Here is a 22679-nt window from a genome sequence, read left to right as displayed (position 1 = left end):
AATATATTAGTTTAATTCTAAGGTATTTGCAATACGTAATAAAAGATCCATATAATGCGATTTGGTAGTCGCGTCACCCGTCCGCTGCTTTTGTTTCAACAACTGGTAAATCTCATATAATTCAGCACGTTTATAGGTCAGCATATCGGAAGTGCGTATCATACCAGTGACATGTACATTCCGTAATCCAGTTTGTGAAGAAGATGCATGTTGTGGATGTAAACATAGGTCAGGTTGTGTCGCTTCAACCAGTTGTTCAACGCCTGCCAGTTTCTTCGCATTTAATTTCTCCATCGATTTGTTGGTAGAGACCATCAGAACATCCACATAGTTTTGTTGCAGCATCCGTGTTTTAAGATCCAAGGATTGTCCACCGATGGTTTTAGCAAAGACTGTCTGACGTACAGAAGTTAGAAACTCCGGTGCACTCCATGCTTTCTTACTTCCGAAAAGATTTTCCATCTCAACCATACGCAGCAAACGTTCATCATTGACCAGTTTATACAACATAGCGTATTGAAATTCACGTTGTAAGTTATAAGGCGCATACTCAAATGGCCCTATCGGAGAATCTTTCAATGGAAATGTTTTTGCCATCAGCTCTGGAACGAACAACCACTCGGGCATGTAAAAGACATTCTTCTTGAGGTACTCCAAAGCGCGCACTTGTTTTTCCTTAGGCACCGGGCTATAAGCATCTTTTTGATCACCTAAAACAGCATTTTCCAGATAAATACCGCCGATATTATTTAAGACGTGATCAGCATAGGCATACCATTGTCCGACCACACCCATATACAGCTTACCCGCGCGATAATAATCATCGCCGACATTGGTTGTCCAATTGATGATATTAGGCATCATGCGACGCAGGTTTAGCATACCATATTCACCAGCTTTCATGGCGTCATCACCAAGATCTTCCGACTGTGCCCGCGGATCAACAATATTTTTAGAATCTTGCTGTTCACCATAATGATAAATAGGATCATGTACATGGCTATCAATTTCCTTTCTCAGCAAAGGGATTTCATCCCAAGGTTGTGTTTTGCCGTACCAGCGGTAGGCCCAGCCAATGGCATACTTGTCGTAAGCACCGATCACGGGAGTAATTTGCTCTACGCCGTCCTCAGGCTGTGCGACATAATTGAAACGGGCGTAGTCCATGATGGAAGGAGCAGTCCCCCCCATTTTGGCGGTAAAGCTTTTGCTGCGCAACGAATCAACAGGGAAACTTGCCGAAGAGCCCATATTGTGCATCAATCCGAGCGTGTGTCCGATTTCATGGGAAGAAACAAAACGAATGGCATGTGCCATTTTCTCATCGGAAAAAACATTAGCACGTACTGATGTATCGACGATACCGGTCTGTATGCGCATCCAGCTGTTCAGAATAGTCATGACGTTGTGCCACCAGATTACATCAGCTTCTAATATCTCTCCTGAGCGCGGGTCTACAACAGATGGCCCCATGGCATTAGCCTGAGCAGAGGCGGCATACACAATAGAAGAAACATTAGCATCATCGGGATCAAATTTGACACTATCGGGCTGCTGTTTTGCAAGAATTGCATTCTTGAAACCGGCGGCTTCAAATGCGACCTGCCAATCATGTACGCCATCAATAATGGCCTGACGCCATTGTTTTGGTGTCGCCGGATCCAAATAAAAGACAATCGGTTTCTTTGGTTCTACCAGCTCCCCTTTCAGATAGCGCGCTTTATCTTCATCACGTGGTTCCAAACGCCAGCGATTGACCAAGTTTTTCTTATCCAGTTCTTGCTGTTTATCATTGAAATACCAACGCGGTGAAGTAAAGAAACCAACTCTTGGATCTGCAAACCGTGCGACCATAGGCGTCTCAGGCAGTTCGTAGAGATTACTTGTAATTTCCAAAGAAACCGGTACAGATTCATTACCCTCGGTTACTTTGGTAGAAAATACAGATTTCACCACAATATTATTCGCATAGGATTTGATATCCTCAACCGTAGAGATACTGGTTTTAGGTGAAGTTCCCAAACCCAAAGAAGTAAATACATCTGTAAAGCTCTTCTCAGAACCATCAAATACCTTATTGACTTTGATCACAACAGCACTTGAATCTTTTGAATAACTTTCAATTTTAAAAGATTCAATATAAGAAGGGCGGTAATTATCGTGTACTGAAGCGGCTATGGCGTCACCTTTAGGAACTTCGACCTGAGGCTTAATTTCCGAAACCCACACCTCTTTCTTCTCCTTGCGGAGTGTAAACCGGATGACCTTATTTTCATAATTCATTCCTTTGTTTACCCCAGCCTCATTTAAAGCCAATGGAACGGAAGACAACTTCTGTATCAGCAGAATATCCTGCCCCATTTTTTTCAATGGAATTTCAAAATAGTAATTATTTTCCTTGTGGATCACCCCAAACATACCACTGTCAACGCGAGCATCTTTCAACAATTTGTCGTATGCGGCTGTCGAATCTTTCTTGGCAGTAGAATCTTTGGCAGAAGTAACCGTTTCTTTTTTTCTCAGGCCTACAGTTTGCAAGATTGAACAAGATTGCATGAAACCGGCGGAAAATAAAAGACCTATGGCTAGCTTAGTATAAGTGTTTTTCATCAAATAAATATTTTGAGCCCTCATTTTCAAAGGTATAAAGGGGCTCGTTGCACTCCCTGTGTTTTTCAAAAGTGATGACGGATCATCGACCTATTATCTAGTATTATCTGTAAGCTAATTTTAACTTACTCCAACATGATTAGAAGTAATTTTGTCTATTCCAAGCAGGTCAATCCCAAGGCATTTATACTTAAAACGCATGCTATTTGATCGGATAGGATTAGGCTAATCACGAACTAAAATTCCTAGATTAGGAGCCAAATTTGTTAAAAATATTATATACAAAAGTATGCAAAGGGATGAACGCGCATTTTAGAGGTATGAACGCGTACTATAAAAACATGAACACGTAAACCCAGCACCTTTTATTCTTTATTTTCAAGCTTATGAGAGTGGTAAGGATACAGAAAAATAACCCGCTTCTATCCCATATCGAAAACCAGACATCGCATAGTAACTATAGATAGATGCCAAATAATTAAGCCCATACCCCTCGCCTTCAAGCTCTGCCCCCTGTCTGGGCTGCCAGTTATTGCGGATCTCCAGGACGTTTCCTTCAGCAAGGAAGAGAACCTCAATCGTAAGTGGATTTTCGGTCGAAATGCGGGTATGCTTAATTGCGTTTTCGACGAGCATCTGCAGACCCAAGCGCGGGATCTTCTGCGCGAATAATGTTGCTGGAATATCGATCTTCATATCACTTAATGCCGCTCCAAACCGCACCTGCTGCAAAAAGAAATAAGCTTTAGCCAGTTCCAGTTCCTCCCCCAATGACGACCATTCGTTCTCATCTGTACGAAGCATCTTCCGATAGACCTTTGTCATCTTGCCAATAAAAGACTTCGCAAGATCGTCATCCTTTCCGATCAGGTATTGGAGTGATCCAAAGGTATTGAATAGAAAATGTGGATTAATCTGCTGCCGCAGCTGAACCAGCCGCATTTGTGTATACTCATTTTCCTGTTTCAAGGACTGCATTTTCAATTGCTGGATCTTACGCCTTTCCATAGCATTAAAGTAGATCAACACCATGGCCACCAACATCAAACCTACGCCAAGCAAAATACTATAGGTCAACAGCTCCTGAATTTCTTCCTCAATACTCAACAACAAGACGTATACCCTGATTTCACCGCCCACAAACAAAATATTGCAGGGGTAGGCATTGACCATGACGTCCAATTCAAGATAATCGGACTTGACAATTCGCCCCTGTTTAGTAATTTCAGCATCTTTTCGCTTCCCCCACTTGCGATTGTCCGGCGAATACACACATATCCCCTTATCATCATAAAGTTCAAAATAGGCTCTTCGTCCAAAATTGAGCCGCGCGAAATAGGCGTTTAACTTTTCAATATCAATATAGATATGGTACAGTCGATGCTGTACCGTACGGGTCTGCAGCAAGGTCAGCATCCGGCCGCCTTGCTGATCCGATTGCCCCACGGGCGCAATGACCAGCAGCGAATCGCCATTTTCGCTCGGATCAAAAGCAGACTGATCAAGTATTTTTTTTTCTGAAAGGTAGATATCCTGCTGCAACAATTCCAGCTGCTTTTTTACCAGCAACATATTCTCATCTGCAAAATCCATCAGGATCCGTTTATTAAGACGATCGACCTTATGATGGATAACACCGAGCAAACCTCCCCCTATCAGCAACAACAAAAACAAACAGACAATGAGGATAATACTATTTTTCTGTTCGGCATTTTTAAATCGAAATTTCACGCCGCAAAAATACATGAAAATTTTCAAAGCATACGTAAACCTCTTCATAAGAAAGGCTTTAGCTCAGCCTTTTGTCAATGAAACACGACATATTCCAAGAGCTAATCAAAATAAATGGGGCATTTAACCGAGATTAATAATAATTTTCTGATTTTTGTAACCACAAAAAATTACAAAGTGTCAAAAGCAACATTCATAAAGGTTGTGAAGCGAATCTCTATCGTTTTTGCAAGTATCATAACATTGGTCGTTATCAGTATATTATCTATTCCCTATATATTCGAAAATGAAGTAAATAGCAAGGTCAAATCACTCGTAAACGAACATATTACAGGCGAGTTAAATTATGCCAAAGTAAGATTGACCTTCTTTGATCAGTTTCCCTTGCTTACAGCATCGATGGATGATGTTTTGCTAAAAGGGGCCGAACCTTTTAAAAACGACACCCTGCTCGCTGCAAAACAAGTCAGTTTTGGCATCGACCTGATGAGCCTGCTCAAATCCAAAATTGTGATCGACAAATTTATCGTTAATAGCGGAAAGGTCAACATCTTAGTCGATTCTTTGGGAAATGCCAATTATTCTATTTATAAATCAAACCCATCGGATTCCACTAAAAAACAGGATAACGCAGAAAGCAGCGCTCTGGCTTTTCAATTAATTAAGCTTGAAAAAACAAATCTTCATTATGAAGATCGTTCCATTCCCCTTCAGATCGAAGCAAAAGATCTGGAATATGAAGGTAAAGGAGATCTTATGTCAAATATTTTTGATTTAAATACACGTGCGAAAATTGCATCCTTTTCATTTTCCTTTGACAATGAATTGTATGTGGACAAAAAGTCGATCGATGCCAATTTACTGACACGGATCAATACCAACACATTATCCTTCGTCTTCGAACGAAATGATATTAAAATAAATCAATTACCGGTTCGTTTCCGTGGGCTGCTGTCTTTTATTTCCCATGGCTATCACCTAGATTTCAAATTAAAATCACAGGAAAGCACTTTGGCCGAATTGCTTTCATTAGTCCCAAACAGCTATGCTTCTTGGATCAAGGATCTCTCGGTGAAAGAAACATCTGAGGTTTTCGTCAATTTAGAGGGAGATTATATAGTCGATAACAACAAAATGCCTGATCTTTCCCTGGGGCTTATGGTCAACAATGGCTATCTCGCCTTTAAACAATCGGCCAATCCATTAACTGACTGGAATGCAAAATTACGGATAGACCTGCCGGCATTAAATCCCGATTCCCTGCATATTGACCTCAAACAGTTTGATTTTAAAGTTGCATCAGGTTATTTCAATGCACAGGGCAATATTGCAGGACTACATCCTGTAACGGTACATGCCAACATAAAAAGTGACCTTGACCTGGATAAACTCCACGCCTCATTGCAGTTTCCAGATTTCTCTTTTGGTGGAAAATGGAATCTTGATGCCAAAATCGACGGCACCTATGCCAAAGCTATCCGTAAAGTAGGACTTCAAAAACGCGAGCAGGAATATATTGCATCCATCCCTACTTTTGATATCAAAAATACACTGATAGATGGAAAATTCAAATTGGCCAACCTGCCACAGGGGCTTGAAAAAATTGCTTATCAGCTTGAAGCTAAAGATCCCGATGGCCAGTTAAAAAGTGCATCCATATCAATACACGATATTTCGGTGCAGGCACTCAACAATTATATAAAAGGTTTTATTTCGATAACAGATTTTAATAAAATCGCAGTTCATTCAGATCTAAAGGCATTGGTTAATTTAGCGGATATCAAGAATTTCTATCCAATTAAACAAGTCGAATTAGCTGGACTGGTTGACATCAACTTAATGGCAAAAGGATACGTGGATCTCAAACGCAATATTTTTCCCGAGACCAATACGTCCATCACGATGAAAAATGGGTTAATCAAATCAAATGACTATCCTATCCCGATGGAAAACATTCAGGTCGAAGCTTTTGTCAATAGCGAAAAAGGCTCGCTTAAGGACCTCAATGTCAAAATCCTACCAGTATCATTTACATTTGCAGGCGAACCTTTTTTCTTAAATGCAGACCTCAAGAACTTCAATAACATCAAATACAGCATACAATCCAAGGGTAAGCTCAATCTCGGCCCTATTTATAAACTCTTTGCATTGGATGGCACCAACGTTGACGGTTTTATCTATACAGATTTCAGTTTAAAAGGCTTACAGAGCGATGCCACCAATGGTCATTATGCCCGGCTCCAAAATAGTGGCCGGCTAAGTATTGGAAATATCCAAGTTCAGTCCGACATGCTGCCACAGCCTATTGCAATTAAAAGCGGAAATTTCAGCTTTAATCAGGAGAAAATGAATTTTGATAAATTCTTGGTTGGCTATGCTAAAAATGATATTTCCATCAAGGGATATCTCAACAATATTATTAATTACGCAACAAGCAGTCTAGCACCATTAAAAGGTCAATTTACACTCAGCAGCAGGAAAATCAATGTGGATGATTTTATGGTTTTTGCTTCTCCGGCCGCGTCGACAACTGCAAGCTCTTCGGAAAGTGGTGTAGTTCTTCTACCTAAAAATTTGGACATTCAGGTATTAGGTCTTGTCAACACGATATTGTACAATAAAATGAATATCAGAGACTTTAAAGGCGACTTACAGGTAAAAGATGGTAAGATGATCCTGAACAAGACCAACTTTGAACTAGCGGGACTAAAAGTGGGTATGAGCGGAAATTATCGTCCTATAAATCCACGTAGGGCAAGCTTTGATTATGCTGTAAAAGCCGACAGCTTTGATATTCAACGCGCCTACAAAGAGATACCCATGTTTAGAGAAATGGTCAGCTCTGCAAAAAATGCGTATGGCCTCGTTTCGCTGGATTACAAATTGGGCGGTCTATTGAATGGCAATATGCAACCCGTAATGCCTTCAATCGTCGGTGAGGGATCCCTGACACTAAATCAGATTAAGTTCAGAGGCTTCAAACTACTTAATGGGATCAGTCAATCTACTTCCAAGGAAAAATTGAAAGATGGCGAAGTGAAAAAAGTTGTTATTAAATCCCATATCAAAAATAATGTGATGACCATCGAACGTACGAAAATGAAAATGATGGGTTTCAGACCCCGGTTTGAAGGTCAGGTTACCTTAGACGGACGGATGAACCTGGGTTTCCGACTAGGTCTCCCTCCTTTTGGAATATTTGGAATACCGATGCGTATCACGGGTACAGCCGATAACTTTCACCTAAAGATGGGAAAATACAAAGAAGAAGACCTCGATATGGAAATGGATGACGAGGACAGCAAAGTATATAAAGAATCTCAAAAAGTGCAAGAAACGGAGACAAAGTAAAGCGGTAATTATTTTCAATAATTTCAACCGGCACAATAGCGTTAAGTTAAAAACGTTGTTTAAGATAATCATTCTTTTTGTTATCTTAAACAACGTTTTTAATTATTGGGAGCTATGAGATATATACTAATTATACCCATTGCGGTTCTATCGATCTGCAGCTGGTCCAGTTTCAACACCGTTAACGACCAGAAAAACCCGTTATATGGCAAGGTATTCCGTGAGATCAATGAGATCGCTGAATTAAAGTCCTATACCTACGCGACCGGTGCGGTCATCGAAACCGACAAAAATACAAAAGGTGATTATCGCTTTGCTGCCGGCTATTTTACAAATTCCAAAAACGGTGTTTGTATCTTGGAAGAATTATTGCCGGATGACAGCAAAGGCAAAGTCAAATATAAGATTTTGGATACCATCAATATCCAAAGACTGAAGCCCAACGAGCAGCTCAGCCTATGCAACTGCAAACAGGGTGATAAGCCAAACAGCGAAATTATAGCCATTAGCCGGGTCGATGAAAGCAAAGAATATTTTGACAAAATTGTCAAAGCATGGCGAATGGATACCAAAAGCCAAAAAATTGTTCCTTTAAAAGACACAAAAGGTATCAGCTGTCTCAATGAGGGCTACGGAATATAGAAGCAGCAATATATATTAAATTAATCCGTCGGCTTTCAACTTATCAAACACATGCAAAACGCCAACTACCTGGATGGATTCTTCCAGGTATTCCTGGTGTGAAAAATAACGAACGGCACCAATCTCATTACTGGGTTCGATCTGCTCTGTTAATGGATATAGAAAACAATCCTGCTCCATAATGACTTCAGGCACCAGCCCATATGCCGGGGCCGTGACATGACAGTAATACGAGATTTTATCCGGATCCAGAACGATATTTAACTCCTCCAAAATCTCCCGCCGAAGGGATTGCAAAGCCTCCTCTCCAGCATCAATCTTTCCGCCCGGCAGATACCACGCCTTTCTATTGTTGCTATATGCTAATAATAATTTATCCCCGTTAATACTCACTAAACCCGCTGTAGGCAAAGATTTTGCTGTTGTCATGAATTGTTTATAAGCTATACTGATTAAACACTATTGTTGTGAAATTACTTCTTTTGCGACATTTATCAAAGCGCAAAAGCTAATCTGGGGAATTCTTCATTAAAACTTTGCAGAAAATCAATATTGAGCGGACAATCAATCAATCAATCAATCAATCAATCAATCAATCAATCAATCAATCAATCAATCAATCAATCAATCAAGCAATCAAGCAATCAAGCAATCAATCAAGCAATCAAGCAATCAATCAAGCAAGCAATCAAGCAAGCAATCAAGCAATCAATGTACCGAAACAGCGAAGGATGATTTCTCTTGTTGTATGAGCTTCCGTAGACTCTTCAAAAATAGCACAGCATGTTCTCTGCTGAAACATAATGGAGGCAATAAACGGAGGGTGTAGTGTCCTGCATATCCTGTAAAAATCTTTTCAGAAAAAAGGAGGTTCTCTCTAAGTTGCTGGATATCGTTCTCAAACTCGACACCAATCATCAAACCCTGACCTCTCACCTCGCCTACACCGTCCATTTTTCTCAATTCAGCCAACAAAAATTCCCCTACAGCTGCCGCATTGTCGATCAGCTGTTCATTATGGATCACATCGAGTACAGCCAACGCTGCCGCGCAGATTGCATGGCTTCCGCCGAAGGTCGTCCCCAGTTGCCCGATGACCGGTTTAATTTTAGGCGAAATAATTGTCGCTCCCATAGGCAGCCCATTAGCAATTCCTTTAGCAACGGTAATTAAATCAGCTTCTATTCCTGCATGCTGATGCGCAAAGAAAAGTCCCGTACGTCCATATCCACATTGAATTTCATCCAAAATAAGCATGGTGCCAGTTTTCGTGCAGATTGCTCTTACTTCCTGCAAGAAACTATGACTGGCCCTATGAATTCCCCCGACACCTTGGATAGGTTCAATAATGACAGCACAGTATTCTTCGGTTTCCAATTGTCTTTTCAAACTGGAAATCTCGTTGAAAGGTGTAAAGACAAATTGTTCACTGTCATTTAATGGTGCCCGAATTGACCGGATGTCCGTCGCTGCGACCGCTGCTGAAGTTCTTCCGTGAAACGCATTGGACATTGCCAATACCTTCTTCCTTCCGGTATGGAAAGAAGCAAGCTTCAGTGCATTTTCATTTGCCTCGGCGCCTGAATTGCTAAAAAAAACAGCGTAATCGGGATAACCACAGGCAATGCCCAAGCGACGGGCCAAACGATCCTGCAAATCGTTTTTTACAGCATTCGAATAAAATCCAATTTTATTCATCTGCTGTAAAACCTGTTTAACAACATGAGGATGGCTATGTCCGACAGAAATAACAGCATGACCGCCATACATATCCAGATAGGCCTGCTGCTGGTCATCGTAAACAAAGCAGCCAAGAGCATGCTCAATGGCAATATCAACTTTCTCAAAAACGGGAAATGGTTTCATGGATCGCTTAGCATTAGTAAAATTCAAAAATCTATTTAAATTACCTCTAATTCCTAGTCCAAGACGATTATTTATTACTGGTCCAGACCATATAGACAACAAACAAAATAGCTCATCTTAAATAAAATAGCAGATCAGCGATCAAACAGCAGCTATCCAATATATTTTAATCATGAAGAACAATTGTATCTTTGAACAATTACCCGATACCATAGCCTCATGCTTAGACCTTGGAATTTAACACTGGATATTGACAGATCCTCCTCAAAAGCGATTTACATCCAAATAGCGGATGGTATTGCTGCTGATATACAATCTGGCAGGCTGCCAAAGGGAACAGTGTTGCCCAGCAGCAGATCGCTGGCCGCCCAGTTAAACTTAAACCGGAATACGGTAGTTGATGCCATTCAATTGTTGCTCAGCGAAGGCTGGCTGGTTAGTCAAGCCCGCAGGGGTATATTCGTAGCACAACAATTACCCTATGGCTCCAACCTCTATATCGCACAGAGAAACGAATTGTCGGATCATCAGCCTCCTACACGTATTATCTTCGATGACGGAAATCCAGACAGCAAGATCGCACCGGTAGAACAGCTTGGCCGGGCCTATCGTCAGATTTTTAAACGCAGTGCGCGCTGGAAAATGATGGGTTATGCCGATCCGCGGGGACATCTTGATTTTCGGGAAGAAATCGCCAATATGCTTAACATCGAACGTAAAATGCATATTAATAAAGATAATCTCTGTGTCAGTCGAGGGAGCCAAATGGCCATGTATCTGGTCGCCCAGTGCCTGTTACAGCACGATGATTATATCTTTGTGGAGTCCCCAGGATACCATTCGGCCTGGAAGATCTTTGAAAAAGCCGGCGCAAGATTGATTCCAATCCCCGTCGATGCCGATGGTCTTATCGTTGAAGAACTGCTGCCTCATTTAGTGAAAAAGAGTCCCATTAAGGCGCTTTACCTGACCCCGCATCGACAGTATCCAACCACTGTCACCTTAAGCAAAGAACGAAGATCACAATTAATAGCGTTATCCAACCAATATAACTTCACTATCATTGAGGATGATTACGATTACGAATTTCATTTCGAACAAACGCCTTATTATCCGCTTGCTTCCCAGCAGGAGCTGATCAATACCGTTTACATCGGGACACTAAGCAAAGTTGTCGCTCCCGCCCTCCGTATCGGTTATCTTGCGACACGAAACGAGCAGCTGCTGCAGCAGGTTGTCGATCTCCGCTACATCATCGATATCCAGGGCGACAATATTATGGAGCAAGCTGTACTGGAACTGATTCAGGATGGAACAATCCGCAGGCATATCCGAAAAGCTACTCAGCTTTACAAAAAGAAGCGGGATTTTATGATCAGTCAATTGGATAAGCACCTTAAGGATCATGTTGATTATACCTGTCCGCAGGGGGGGCTAGCTGTCTGGCTATCTTTTAAACATCAAATCGACTGGGCATTCCTCTTTAAAAAACTAACCGAAAAATCGGTCCATATACCGCATCCTGAAAACTACAGCCGAGGAAATGTTTTTGGTGGAATTCGACTGGGGTATGGATCCTTATCGGAGGAACTGATTGAAGAAGGGATCGTTATTTTGGCAGCACTTTTGGAACAGGCTCGACGCTCTTCCTGACCAGGACGACAGGCAAAAATTGCTAGACTATTTTTCAATTTGGACGCACCTGATTAGATTAAAATTTTGAAAAAACAAGCTCATTCAATATTTAATTCCGCTCCATCAAGACCGATTAAAAGATTAGTATAGCCAATACGTAAAAAACAGTTAAAAGTGTTGTCAAAACGTAATTATTTTGTCAAAAATCAACTTTTTCACTTATTAATCGCATAAATTAACCGTAGTTTTACGGCGCAAAAAACGCACGGGCTATTTCTAGTGGGATAGCTATATAATAAGAGAGAGAATAGAGTACATTAATTTATGACGGAGAGAATACCCAGCAGGCCATATGCAGCAATAACTGGTGTTGGCGGATACATTCCACCAAACAAAAGATCGAATACAGATTTAGAACAGTTTTGCGATACATCCGATGAGTGGATTATCAAACGTACAGGTATTAAGGAGCGGAGAATTTTAGAAGAGAATCTTGCCACGTCAGACATGGCTGTGAAAGCTATACACGATTTGGCGAAACAATATCATAAAAATCTGAATGATGTAGATGCCCTAATTGTGGCTACTTCGACGCCAGATATGCCTATGCCGGCGACAGCAAATATCATTTTAGAAAAATTAGGTCTTACGAATGTTTGGGCTTTTGACGTCAATGCTGCATGCTCGGGATTCTTATACGCCCTGGATATGGCTTCTGCGCTTGTGGAGACAGGACGTTATAAAAACGTGCTCGTCGTTGGTGCAGACAATATCAGCACTTATGTAGATCTAAAAGACCGTTCAACCAACATCCTTTTTGGTGATGGTGCTGGCGTTATATGGCTAGAACCTTCCTTAGAGGGCGGAATCATGGACGCCTATCTTTGTAGCAATGGTTCAGGAAGAGAATTTTTGAAAATCGAGGCTGGAGGTTCTTTGTATCCTATCGATAGCAATCTTCCTGTTAATGACAACAGATTTCTAAAGCAAGATGGTAAGACCGTATTCAGACATGCAGTACAGTCCATGAGCGATGCCTGTAACACCGTTTTACAACGTAACAGCCTTCAGATTGAAGATATCAACTGGTTAATTCCCCATCAGGCCAATCAGCGCATTATTGATGCCGTTGGGCGCAGCCTTAATATACCAGAAGACAGAGCCTTGAGTAATATTGAATATTTAGGAAACACTATTGCCGCCACGATCCCATTGTGTATCTGGCAGAATATTAAAAAATTAAATACAGGTGATTTAGTCATGTTAACCGCCTTTGGCGCCGGTTTCTCTTGGGGAGCCAGCATATTTAAATGGATGATTTAAGCGTCGTCATAAAATTCACACTATTATTGAACGCCAGGAATTAACCATTTCTGGCGTTTTTCTTTACAAACCCCACACCAAAACATACTCTCTATTGCTAAACCGCTTCCAAGCATCTTCATCATGAAAGACCATACTACAGCCACGAGGACACAGGCATGCAGTGAACAAGTAAAGATCATCTTATTAAATAACAGGGACTTTATAGGGACTTCATACGGACCTTATAGGGACCTCATTCGGATGAAAGCGTATAAAGTCCGGTTTAATTCCGTATAATGTAAGTTTGAAATCTGTTTTATTTCAGAATCTATCTAGTATTTGCTCCCTGTTTTAACCAAACAAGAAAAGGGGGCTCCGCGTGCGCAAAGCCCCCTTTTAAAACTCCAATAAAATCTACTTGTTAATAATTTAATGACAAGCCCACACCAAAGCCCATATCACTATCGTAATGCGTTCTAAAGGCCATATTTTTGGTGATGACATAATTAAGTCCTGCCATATATTCTAAGTCTGAATTGACCATAAAATCGCCGCGGATCCTTCTCGAGATCGGGATATCTTCACGCATCAGCTGCAGCCGCATAATACCATCGTGATACACCTCCGCCTGAAAATTGACCAACATGGGCAAAGTGTACATAAAACCGAGGCTTACAGCTTTGCGGCTATCTTTTTTATTGGCTTGCCCAAAAATATTTTTCTCGTGTTCGTCCTCGCCCATGCGGCGATAGCGATAATCAAAACCAACGAAAGGCATAAACCATTGCATTTTCCCAAAAAATCTTCCCAAGTGGGTTTCTACCTCATAGCCATGCATATCGTTATAACCCAATCGCCATTCGGAACCAAGTTGCCAACGGGCATTCTGAAACATCGCCTGGCCGTCATTTCCATTGGTAGCAAAGTCATTTTGCGCCATGAAATGAGTCATATTGCTTTCCATCTGCAATTCTTTATAGGCTTTAGCTTTGTCCGGAAGATAGGGATTTTTATAATCGTCTACGGCAAAAACGCGATTCATCCCGGCCATCATATGATACAGAATGTGGCAATGGAAAAACCAATCCCCTTCTTCATTCGCCAGGAATTCGATTGTATCCGTTTCCATTGGCATGATATCAACCACATTTTTCAGTGGTGCTTTTGCCCCTTTACCATTCAGCAATCGAAAATCAAAACCGTGCAGATGTATCGGATGACGCATCATTGAATTATTATAGATGGTAATGCGTAATACCTCGCCCTTTTTTACAGGTATCTTATCCGTTTCAGAGAGAATTTTATTGTCCATGCTCCATACATAACGACTCATATTTCCTGTAAGGGTAAATTTGAGATCTCGTATCGGCGCTTCTTTAGGCAGTTCAGTCGCTTGAGGAGACTCCAGCATCGCATAGTTTAGCGTGACAATATCACCCAATGCATTAGCATTATAACGATTAGGATCTTCGTCCATGTTCATTTGTCCATGATCCATACCGCTATGTTTGCTGTGATCTTCTTTTTTCTTTCCATCACCTGTAATTTCGGGATACATCACCACATTCATGTCCATCTGATTCAGACTCATCTTCATACCCATATCATTGAGATCCCCATTCATCTTCATCATGTCGTTCATCATCTTCATCCCTTCAAAATATTTAAGGCGGGGAAGTGGGGAAATCAACTGTTTGATGCCATTTCCGACAAAATAACTCGCAGATTGTGTTCGATCTTCTGTTGTTGCCATGAACTCGTAAGCTGTACCTTCATTTGGGATTGTTACAACGACATCATAAGTCTCCGACACTGCAATCATTAATCGATCGACCTCAACAGGTACCACATCATTCCCATCATTTGCAACAACGGTAATTTTACCGCCCGCATAGCGCAGCCAAAAATAAGACGAAGCACCACCATTGGAAATCCGTAAACGCACTTTATCTCCTGCTTTCAATGCCTTACCATTCACCGACTTTAAATCCGTGGAATGAGCCCCGTTCATCAGGACCTTATCATAATATACATCACTGACATCCATCGCAAGCTGACGTTTCCATTCATTCGTGACTTTCGTCTTAAACTTCCCTTCTTTAATAGCTTCAACGTACGATTGTGTAGCCCCTTTTTTTATCGCGGCCCAATCATTGGCCGTGTGTAGCATCCGCTGAATGTTATCGGGGTTATAATTTGTCCATTCACTCAATATGACGGGAATCGTGGGTAAATCATCAATTCCTTTTCGGAAAGTCTTATCATCAGCACGCTTGTTGAGAATAAGGCTACCATACATACCGATCTGTTCCTGTAGGCCCGAGTGCGAATGATACCAATGTGTACCGTGTTGAATTATCGGAAAACGATAGGTATAAGTCGAATTCGCCTTTATAGGTTCTTGCGTCAGGTGTGGCACGCCGTCTTCTTTGTTCGGCAGAAAAATACCATGCCAGTGTAGCGAAGTACTCTCTTTTAACTCATTGTGAACAACAATTTCCGCCGTATCTCCTTCTGTAAAAGTCAGTGTAGGCATCGGAATCTGTCCATTTACAGCGATTGCCCGTTTTGATTTGCCGGCATAATTGACAATTGTATCCCGTACGTAAAGGTCATGACGAACCACTTTCTGGGCCAGTACTGTCAGTTGTGCCATCAATAGTAAAACAACCGTTAATATATTACTCTTTTTTAGCATGTTCATTCATTTAATTGATTAGTATTCCATTTCCCATCGGTCCTACGCCATATTGGTAGACCAGTCTCGCACCGTGATGCCCCGTGATAAACAGTGTCACCGACAAACTTATCAACAAAATCAATATCAAATAGTTTATCCAGGCACTTGTCTCTTTTCGCAATCCAACAAAATGCAGGACTGTTGTACTACTTGCAAGCCAAAAGCTGATCCAGGCAAAACGTTGATGGATCTCAAAAACCGCAAAGGCATTTTCATCTGCTTCTCCCGAAATATGGGTTGAGGTTTGAATAGCTGCAAAAGCTCCCAGTGATCCCAACAATAACAATCCAAAAGTCAGCAGAGATAAAGCCCGTCGGTGATTTTTTAAGAATAAAGCACCGACATGGCTAAACAAAGCCATCAGTAAAAGCACAATTGGAAAATGTACCCATAGCGGATGTAAACTAGGCAGTTCTTCAAATAAACTTTTCATCGCGCTATTGTATTATTTCTAAGGTAGATCCACAGCTCTGCATTGATCTACCCAAATAAGGATTTTGAACTGCCTTTTGTTTACTGAGCCAATTTGCCCCTTTTCCCTCCTGATACATCGGACAATGCTGATAATAGACTGGAGCTCCCAGTCTAACCGATTTCATCAACACATACATATTTTTGGAAAGGGTCACAAAGTGCTCGCGCTGATGTTCATTTTCCTTAATTCCAGCAATATGCTCTGCATCGAAAGCCAATTTCCGTTGGTATTCTTTCCAAAGTTTTCCTTGAACAACATCCAATTGTTCGCTATTAATTTTTTCAATGGCAGCCTGGATTCCTTTCGCGGCTATCTGTGCAGCTGCTCCATTATCCTTAACCAATGCATCTTTCAGTTCAAAATAGGCGCTGTACAAGTCTGCAAAAGGATTGCTAGCTGTTGCTAGATCAACTTTCCCTGCCGACGGTTCTATTTTTGCAGCTGTATTACTTACGTCGGCCACCTCATTAGTCAAAGCGGTATCGCCTTCGCTTTTGTTGACAGCTATCGTTGCGGTATCCTCAGCAACAGTGACCATATGATCTGCATGTGTATTTTTCGACGTTGAATTGTTGCATGCAACGAATATCAGAGCGATCGCCACAATTAGCATAAACTCTTTCATAATTAAGTGTATTTATAGGTTTAGATTTTTAATGTAATTTCTATAATTTGCTTCATTCTCAAAATAAGAAACCTCTCCCTGATCTCCGGTAATCGCAATGGAAGCCGTGGCCTTATCGATCTCTTTCTTAGAGAACGGATCAATTGCGACACGTACCGCAGCTTCTTGAGGTATACGCTTTTTGCACATTTCACAACAACCATAATAATCCCGCCCCTGGTGTCTGACCAACAATTGTTTTTTTCCCATAAAAGCATCATTGACCATACAAACCTGTTCCGTCGGCACAAGATCACCCCGTCTATATTGAACTGACTGTGCAGATAAACCAATCGCAGAAGCTGCCGGTCCCTTTTGATCTTTAACATTGGTATTCTTTTCCGAGCCGCTGCAAGCAGCTAATGAAAACAAAGCGACTGCTATAACAACATGAAAATAATTCATAGGGAGGGCGATTAGTTTAACGTTTCTACTATACTTCCACAACTAATCATTTGCGCACCAAAGAATGGGTTTTTCACTGCATTCTCCTTACTTAGCCAATGCGCTCCCTTGCCTTCATTAAACATCGGGCAATGCTGATAATAAATAGGACCATTCAATTTACTCACCTTCAGCAGCTCATACATAGCATTTGAAAGAGATGCAAATGCCACACGTTGCTTAGCAACATCTTTATTTTTACTTATACCTGTCGCGTCGGTTGCCAGCTTACTCATAACCTTCATCCATATGGTATGTTCATCGTGGCTAAGTTTATTCATATCGACAGTTTTGATTGCAGCTTGAAATGTCTCTGCTTGAGCTGCTGCCGCCACTGCATCTGTCTTCACCAAAGCATCCTTTAGCGCAAAGTAAGAATTTACCAATTGCGCAAATGCGGTCTTTTCATCTGCTAATTTTGCTTTCTCCGCAGCTGAAACATGATCTGCTATTTGCCCGCCCTGACTATGATTATTATGATCGGCCTGTTGTTCAGCTCGATTTTTTGATGCTGGCTTTAGCACTCTTTCATATTGTTCAGCTTTTGCCAATTGGGCATAAGCATCATTTGGAGCCAAGAACTTTTCATTATCGAATCCCACTAAGGCAACACGCTTAAGAACCTCATCCTCACTTGTCTTTGAAGAGTCATAGGTAATAACCGCAAGTTTGGTGGTCTGGTTCCAGTCGACTTTAGCGGACTTGGTGCTGCCTTCTTTTTCAATTATCGTTTTAGCAGCCGTCGTATTTCCAAGAATTTTTGCAGTTGCTATCTTTGCATTTTTAATTTGTGCATAGGTATTTTCGTTGGATAGTAATGCTAGGGTTACTAAACCAAATAATGGAATTAATCTCATGATCATAATATGTTTTAGATAAAAAATACTGACGAAAACCCCAGTTGCAGCGATTTACTGCATTCGAGTCTTTAATCCAATGGATCAACAGGGGTTTTCATAAGCTAAATAAACGGGGTATTGGATAGAACAATCTACCCAAAAGGACATAGCACGGGCTATCAGTTTATTATTAAGCTATCTGAGGAGGTTGCCAAATGGAAAAATAGGCATCTGCGCAATAAGGTTGTTTATAGCGCGCATAAGAATTTAAAGCATCAGCATACAAGGGTAAAATAGACTGTGCTTCGATCACTGAAACGATAGGATTGCATTGCGGAGATGTACGGCATGATTTTTCACCGCAGTGTTTACCACAGTCGTTTGCATGGCGATCTGATTTTTTCGACTCAGCTGTTCCATCTTTACAACAATCTCCAGTTTCAGCATCCTTTGTCGTTTGTTTTTCATCCAGACAACAGGATTTTTCTTCCTGTTTTGGCCTTTCTGACGTTTCATGGCAGGCAAATAACCTATTTGGTGCTAAAAAAAGCCCCAGCATACAGATTATAAAAACGATATTGCGTTTCGCCCACATAACGGATTAAAATTTGCAAAGTAAAGGTATATACTTTGGAGGTAAATGTCGGTAGAATTTTCGAATGGACAATTGTAATATTTTTTATTTTGTTTATAACATTTTGGTCCACTGCATTTCCGTCCGTCTTTTGAATGCATCAAAACTATTTTTCAAGCCTGCCGATCCAGTTCATCATCAGTAGGCAGCCGGGAGCATAGACGCCCCCATGATCGAAGCCCTGCAGCTGGTACAACGAGGTTTTGGTATGCCCTACCTGCTTTAAGATTGCTGCCAAATGTGCATTTTCTTCGAATCGTGCAGCCATTTCCAATTGTTGATCGCCAGTAATCAGGAGAACTGGAGGTGCATCTTTCCGTGCAAATGAGAGCGGCGCAAACTGATCAATCTGCGGGATCACCATTGATTCACCACGTTCCTTTTTAATTGTATAATGCGTATTAGTCTGTCCACTAATCGGCGCCAGCCCTTTTATGCGATCTGCATCAACACCATATTTTTGAAGATAATGTTTATCCAAGCCAACCATTAAAGCCAGATACCCACCTGCGGAATGACCTGATACATAAATCTTTGAAGGATCACCACCATAGCTAGCGATGTGCTCAAACGTCCAAGCGACGGCTTCTGCAGCATCTTCGATATAACCAGGTGCTTTGACTTTTGGGCTCAGCCTATAATTGACCGCCACTACCGCAACACCTTTCTCTTTAAGTTCAAGGGGAATAAATTTGTTTCCTCCCTCTAGACCGCCGCCATGAAACCAGACAATGGTAGCAAAATTTTTACGATCAGTCGGGATATAGATATCCAATTTACAACGTTCTTTCTTATAAGAATCTGGTTCATCTGGTTTGCAATAAGCAACATCAGTTGTGGTTTTATACTGCTGCGCAAAAATCAAACTTGGAGAAAACAGAAAAAAGAAGATAACAAGCAATTTGGAGGACATATAAATGATGTTTAAGTCTTAAATATCTTAAAGTTAACAAAACTCTATTAAAACCGTCTAGTTAGGTTAAAATAAGTTTCAGCTTTACACTTTTTATTATATCTTGCTATTTATCTGGCAACAGATATAACAAAACACAAATTTTCCTGTTATTACTTAGAGAACATTATTAACATTATATGGAACAGATAAAGATTGAAACCCATATCAACGTACGCGTAGAAACGATCTGGAATGCATATAACTCAGCGGAGGATATTATGCAATGGAACCATGCTTCAGATGATTGGCACTGTACAAGTTCAATCAATGATTTACGCATTGGCGGAAAGTTCAAAAACCGCATGGAGGCAAAAGATGGATCTATGGGTTTTGATTTTGAAGGTACCTATACCGCTTTGGATCCTTTTAAAAAAATAGCCTATGTCATGCCTGATGGCCGTCATGTTGAAGTCAGCTTCCATTCAAAAAAGTCCGCCACAGATATCACCGTAGTTTTCGATGCAGAATCGGAAAACCCCATTGATATGCAACGCAATGGATGGCAGGCCATACTTGAAAATTTTAGATCCTACGTTGAAAATACCTATGGTAATACGCAGACAATGCAGTCGCATTGAGGATAAACAAGCTTTGCCGGCCCTATGTAAATAATTTGTTCTTTAAAGACTGCATGGAATATCCAGTTTATCTTCATCAGTGTTGGTGTACCAAACTCGTGGATATTTGATTTGATGATCATTTGAATAAAGGAAATGCATAGGATTCCTAAAACTATAGCTATATTTAGCCACTAATTCATATCTCCTCTTGGTAAATTAGGGGATCGATACCAACAAAACGCGATAAAGAGATCACATATGACAATAATTAACAATTATGAAGAGTACAAAGCCTTTGAAGGAAAATCATTAGGCGAATCCCAATGGCATGTTATTGATCAAAAACAAATTAATCAATTTGCGGATGCAACCCTCGATCATCAATGGATTCATTTGGATAGCGAAAAAGCAAAAACTGAAAGTCCTTTTAAATCGACTATTGCCCATGGCTATCTGACTTTGTCACTCATTCCTTATTTATGGAAACAGATTGCTGAAGTACGGAATGTTAAAATGGAGATCAACTATGGGATTGAGAATTTGCGTTTTGCACAACCCGTTTTGGTTGACAATGCTGTACAGCTACATACGCAAGTAAAATCGGTCGTCAATTTGAGAGGGGTTATTAAAGTTACCATTGAAGCTACATTGAAAATCAAAGACAGTGCAAAACCGGCTTACGTGGGTGATGTTATCTTCTTATATCATTTTAATTAATTCAGGCTTTAGACGCAAGGCAGTTAGCGAAATCTTTATAAATGCGCGATAGCTTTCAAATAAAACTTATCACAAATCATAAGGATTACCCTTATGATTTGTTGCTTTTAGCAGATGAAACAGTTGCTGCGATCGACAAATACCTCTATGACTCTCTAGTTTATGTTGTATTTGAAACAGCAAAGCCGATCGCTGTTTTCTGTTTATATCCAGTCGATTCTGAAACCTTGGAAATTAAAAATATCGCTGTATCGCCAGACTTTCAATCCATGGGGTTGGGAAGTCAGTTACTTGAGTTTATCAAAACGAACTACCAGCAATATCCTAACCTAATTGTTGGCACTGCAGATTGCGGATTGGCCCAAATCCGTTTTTATGAACGAAATGGCTTTGTTAAATACGCTATCCGTAAAGATTTTTTCATCGAAAATTATGAGCGGCCTATTTATGAAAACGGCACATTATTGAAAGATATGATTATGCTGCGATATACTTTAGATTCCTAGAGACAAAAATAGATATAGACAAGCACTGGTATTGATAGGCCCAGCCACAGTATTACGCCCTGTAATATAGCCTTAAAGCCTACAGACAACAGGACTTCCCTAGACAAACTTGCTCCAATTAAAAACAACGTCAAGGTGAGCCCCATTTTGGAAATATGGACAACATAGCTTCCGATATGTTGGAAAAAAGGAATATAACTCGTTAAGATAACGGCCAGCACAAATAGCCCGATAAAATAAGGTATTTTAATTTTTGCTCCCTTGGTTTTGAAGGCTAATGCACTTAAAAATGCGATTGGAATAATCCACAGGGCTCTTGTTAATTTCACTGTCGTCGCGACCTGCAGTGCCTCATTGCCATATTTACTCGCTGCGCCAACTACTGAACTTGTGTCCTGTATAGCGACCGCGCACCATAGACCAAACTGTGTCTGTGTGAGTTCAAGCAAATGACCGATGACCGGAAAGACAAATAAAGCGACGGCATTGAGTAAAAAAATCGTTCCTAAGGCCACACTGACCTGTTTCTCATTGGCTTTTATGGTCGGTGACACCGCGGCAATAGCGCTTCCGCCACAAATTGCTGTACCAACGGAAATCAAATAAGCAGTCACCTTTTCCAACTTAAGCAGCTTCCCCAGGAGATACCCCAATGACAATGTTCCGATGATGGAAATAACGGTCAACACAAATCCCTGCTTCCCAGTCTGAATAGCCGAGTCGATATTCATCCCGAATCCAAGTCCAACGACAGAGATCTGCAATAAAATCTGTGTAGCCCTGTGATTGATTGCCAAAAAGGGGTGGCCGATCCATTGCGCCACGATAATGCCCAATAATAAGGCCAGCGGTGCTGAAATGAATGGTGTTAGACACAAGATGAATAAGACGATAAAAATGATTTCCCGAACGGATACTTTGCGATTGAGCAATTGTCGGTAACGAATTGCTGTATTTATTTTTTTGTCCATGACAATGATACCTTGATTTGGTACAAAATTGAAT

At 40.9% G+C, this 22679-nt stretch carries 19 protein-coding genes; 7 read left to right on the top strand and 12 right to left on the bottom strand.

Annotation, left to right across the window (positions count from 1 at the left end; translation table 11 throughout):
* Positions 1-6 precede the first annotated feature (6 nt).
* Both AB1Z56_RS25785 and AB1Z56_RS25780 read right to left on the bottom strand, forming a co-directional pair.
* Complete coding sequence (locus tag AB1Z56_RS25785; protein WP_426790493.1) at positions 7-2610, bottom strand: zinc-dependent metalloprotease; 2604 nt, start codon at positions 2608-2610, stop codon at positions 7-9.
* 384 nt (positions 2611-2994) lie between these two features.
* The gene (locus AB1Z56_RS25780) at positions 2995-4389 is read right to left on the bottom strand and encodes a sensor histidine kinase (RefSeq protein WP_309366420.1); all 1395 of its coding nucleotides are present in this window, start codon (positions 4387-4389) and stop codon (positions 2995-2997) included.
* A gap of 66 nt (positions 4390-4455) precedes the next feature.
* On the opposite strand from AB1Z56_RS25780, the gene AB1Z56_RS25775 reads away from it, so the two are divergent.
* Positions 4456-7692: an AsmA-like C-terminal region-containing protein gene (locus AB1Z56_RS25775; RefSeq protein WP_426790492.1), complete on the top strand. Its 3237-nt coding sequence runs from the start codon at positions 4456-4458 to the stop codon at positions 7690-7692.
* A gap of 114 nt (positions 7693-7806) precedes the next feature.
* Positions 7807-8334, top strand: coding sequence for a hypothetical protein (locus tag AB1Z56_RS25770; RefSeq protein WP_309366416.1), 528 nt, complete (start codon positions 7807-7809; stop codon positions 8332-8334).
* A gap of 15 nt (positions 8335-8349) precedes the next feature.
* On the opposite strand, the gene AB1Z56_RS25765 is transcribed toward AB1Z56_RS25770, so the two are convergent.
* Both AB1Z56_RS25765 and AB1Z56_RS25760 read right to left on the bottom strand, forming a co-directional pair.
* Positions 8350-8763, bottom strand: coding sequence for an NUDIX hydrolase (locus tag AB1Z56_RS25765; protein WP_309366414.1), 414 nt, complete (start codon positions 8761-8763; stop codon positions 8350-8352).
* A 279-nt stretch (positions 8764-9042) separates the two neighbouring features.
* Positions 9043-10200: an aspartate aminotransferase family protein gene (locus AB1Z56_RS25760; protein WP_313266840.1), complete on the bottom strand. Its 1158-nt coding sequence runs from the start codon at positions 10198-10200 to the stop codon at positions 9043-9045.
* A 219-nt stretch (positions 10201-10419) separates the two neighbouring features.
* Between AB1Z56_RS25760 and AB1Z56_RS25755 the strand changes: the two genes are divergently transcribed.
* Positions 10420-11853, top strand: coding sequence for a PLP-dependent aminotransferase family protein (locus tag AB1Z56_RS25755; RefSeq protein ID WP_426790491.1), 1434 nt, complete (start codon positions 10420-10422; stop codon positions 11851-11853).
* A gap of 306 nt (positions 11854-12159) precedes the next feature.
* Positions 12160-13158: a beta-ketoacyl-ACP synthase III gene (locus AB1Z56_RS25750; RefSeq protein WP_309366406.1), complete on the top strand. Its 999-nt coding sequence runs from the start codon at positions 12160-12162 to the stop codon at positions 13156-13158.
* 403 nt (positions 13159-13561) lie between these two features.
* On the opposite strand, the gene AB1Z56_RS25745 is transcribed toward AB1Z56_RS25750, so the two are convergent.
* The 7 genes from AB1Z56_RS25745 to AB1Z56_RS25715 form a co-directional block, all read right to left on the bottom strand.
* Positions 13562-15838 (bottom strand): multicopper oxidase family protein, encoded by a 2277-nt coding sequence (locus AB1Z56_RS25745; RefSeq protein ID WP_426790490.1) that lies wholly within the window; start codon positions 15836-15838, stop codon positions 13562-13564.
* Between the two features lie 10 nt (positions 15839-15848).
* Positions 15849-16313: a DUF2231 domain-containing protein gene (locus AB1Z56_RS25740; RefSeq protein ID WP_313266845.1), complete on the bottom strand. Its 465-nt coding sequence runs from the start codon at positions 16311-16313 to the stop codon at positions 15849-15851.
* A gap of 4 nt (positions 16314-16317) precedes the next feature.
* Entirely contained in the window at positions 16318-16980 is a 663-nt protein-coding gene (locus tag AB1Z56_RS25735) for a DUF3347 domain-containing protein (RefSeq protein ID WP_313266846.1), read from the bottom strand.
* Positions 16981-16992: 12 nt separating this feature from the next.
* The gene (locus tag AB1Z56_RS25730) at positions 16993-17424 is read right to left on the bottom strand and encodes a hypothetical protein (protein ID WP_313266847.1); all 432 of its coding nucleotides are present in this window, start codon (positions 17422-17424) and stop codon (positions 16993-16995) included.
* Positions 17425-17435: 11 nt separating this feature from the next.
* Positions 17436-18320, bottom strand: a complete 885-nt coding sequence (locus AB1Z56_RS25725; RefSeq protein ID WP_309366381.1) for a DUF3347 domain-containing protein — start codon at positions 18318-18320, stop codon at positions 17436-17438.
* A gap of 172 nt (positions 18321-18492) precedes the next feature.
* A complete protein-coding gene (locus tag AB1Z56_RS25720) occupies positions 18493-18861 on the bottom strand; it encodes a hypothetical protein (RefSeq protein ID WP_309366379.1) in 369 nt (122 codons plus the stop codon).
* 181 nt (positions 18862-19042) lie between these two features.
* Positions 19043-19849, bottom strand: a complete 807-nt coding sequence (locus AB1Z56_RS25715) for an alpha/beta hydrolase (RefSeq protein ID WP_309366377.1) — start codon at positions 19847-19849, stop codon at positions 19043-19045.
* Positions 19850-20028: 179 nt separating this feature from the next.
* Between AB1Z56_RS25715 and AB1Z56_RS25710 the strand changes: the two genes are divergently transcribed.
* The 3 genes from AB1Z56_RS25710 (at position 20029) to AB1Z56_RS25700 (ending at position 21674) form a co-directional block, all read left to right on the top strand.
* Positions 20029-20469, top strand: coding sequence for an SRPBCC family protein (locus AB1Z56_RS25710; RefSeq protein WP_313266854.1), 441 nt, complete (start codon positions 20029-20031; stop codon positions 20467-20469).
* A gap of 240 nt (positions 20470-20709) precedes the next feature.
* Positions 20710-21168 (top strand): MaoC family dehydratase, encoded by a 459-nt coding sequence (locus AB1Z56_RS25705; protein WP_293904331.1) that lies wholly within the window; start codon positions 20710-20712, stop codon positions 21166-21168.
* 41 nt (positions 21169-21209) lie between these two features.
* Positions 21210-21674 carry a GNAT family N-acetyltransferase gene (locus AB1Z56_RS25700; protein ID WP_309366373.1) on the top strand — a complete coding sequence of 155 codons (465 nt, stop codon included), beginning with the start codon at positions 21210-21212 and terminating at the stop codon, positions 21672-21674.
* On the opposite strand, the gene AB1Z56_RS25695 is transcribed toward AB1Z56_RS25700, so the two are convergent.
* Positions 21671-22645 carry a YeiH family protein gene (locus AB1Z56_RS25695; protein ID WP_426790489.1) on the bottom strand — a complete coding sequence of 325 codons (975 nt, stop codon included), beginning with the start codon at positions 22643-22645 and terminating at the stop codon, positions 21671-21673. The genes AB1Z56_RS25700 and AB1Z56_RS25695 overlap by 4 nt on opposite strands.
* Between the last annotated feature and the right edge of the window lie 34 nt (positions 22646-22679).

Source organism: Sphingobacterium sp. WOUb80, from assembly GCF_050058145.1.
Classification (GTDB): Bacteria; Bacteroidota; Bacteroidia; order Sphingobacteriales; family Sphingobacteriaceae; genus Sphingobacterium.
This window is presented reverse-complemented; position numbering and strand designations above follow the sequence as displayed.

Bases quoted from the DNA above. Each gene is read 5' to 3' on its own strand.
- AB1Z56_RS25785 (WP_426790493.1), bottom strand. From the start codon at position 2,610: ATGAAAAACACTTATACTAAGCTAGCCATAGGTCTTTTATTTTCCGCC.
- AB1Z56_RS25780 (WP_309366420.1), bottom strand. From the start codon at position 4,389: ATGAAGAGGTTTACGTATGCTTTGAAAATTTTCATGTATTTTTGCGGC.
- AB1Z56_RS25775 (WP_426790492.1), top strand. From the start codon at position 4,456: ATGGGGCATTTAACCGAGATTAATAATAATTTTCTGATTTTTGTAACC.
- AB1Z56_RS25770 (WP_309366416.1), top strand. From the start codon at position 7,807: ATGAGATATATACTAATTATACCCATTGCGGTTCTATCGATCTGCAGC.
- AB1Z56_RS25765 (WP_309366414.1), bottom strand. From the start codon at position 8,763: ATGACAACAGCAAAATCTTTGCCTACAGCGGGTTTAGTGAGTATTAAC.
- AB1Z56_RS25760 (WP_313266840.1), bottom strand. From the start codon at position 10,200: ATGAAACCATTTCCCGTTTTTGAGAAAGTTGATATTGCCATTGAGCAT.
- AB1Z56_RS25755 (WP_426790491.1), top strand. From the start codon at position 10,420: ATGCTTAGACCTTGGAATTTAACACTGGATATTGACAGATCCTCCTCA.
- AB1Z56_RS25750 (WP_309366406.1), top strand. From the start codon at position 12,160: ATGACGGAGAGAATACCCAGCAGGCCATATGCAGCAATAACTGGTGTT.
- AB1Z56_RS25745 (WP_426790490.1), bottom strand. From the start codon at position 15,838: ATGCTAAAAAAGAGTAATATATTAACGGTTGTTTTACTATTGATGGCA.
- AB1Z56_RS25740 (WP_313266845.1), bottom strand. From the start codon at position 16,313: ATGAAAAGTTTATTTGAAGAACTGCCTAGTTTACATCCGCTATGGGTA.
- AB1Z56_RS25735 (WP_313266846.1), bottom strand. From the start codon at position 16,980: ATGAAAGAGTTTATGCTAATTGTGGCGATCGCTCTGATATTCGTTGCA.
- AB1Z56_RS25730 (WP_313266847.1), bottom strand. From the start codon at position 17,424: ATGAATTATTTTCATGTTGTTATAGCAGTCGCTTTGTTTTCATTAGCT.
- AB1Z56_RS25725 (WP_309366381.1), bottom strand. From the start codon at position 18,320: ATGAGATTAATTCCATTATTTGGTTTAGTAACCCTAGCATTACTATCC.
- AB1Z56_RS25720 (WP_309366379.1), bottom strand. From the start codon at position 18,861: ATGCTGGGGCTTTTTTTAGCACCAAATAGGTTATTTGCCTGCCATGAA.
- AB1Z56_RS25715 (WP_309366377.1), bottom strand. From the start codon at position 19,849: ATGTCCTCCAAATTGCTTGTTATCTTCTTTTTTCTGTTTTCTCCAAGT.
- AB1Z56_RS25710 (WP_313266854.1), top strand. From the start codon at position 20,029: ATGGAACAGATAAAGATTGAAACCCATATCAACGTACGCGTAGAAACG.
- AB1Z56_RS25705 (WP_293904331.1), top strand. From the start codon at position 20,710: ATGACAATAATTAACAATTATGAAGAGTACAAAGCCTTTGAAGGAAAA.
- AB1Z56_RS25700 (WP_309366373.1), top strand. From the start codon at position 21,210: ATGCGCGATAGCTTTCAAATAAAACTTATCACAAATCATAAGGATTAC.
- AB1Z56_RS25695 (WP_426790489.1), bottom strand. From the start codon at position 22,645: ATGGACAAAAAAATAAATACAGCAATTCGTTACCGACAATTGCTCAAT.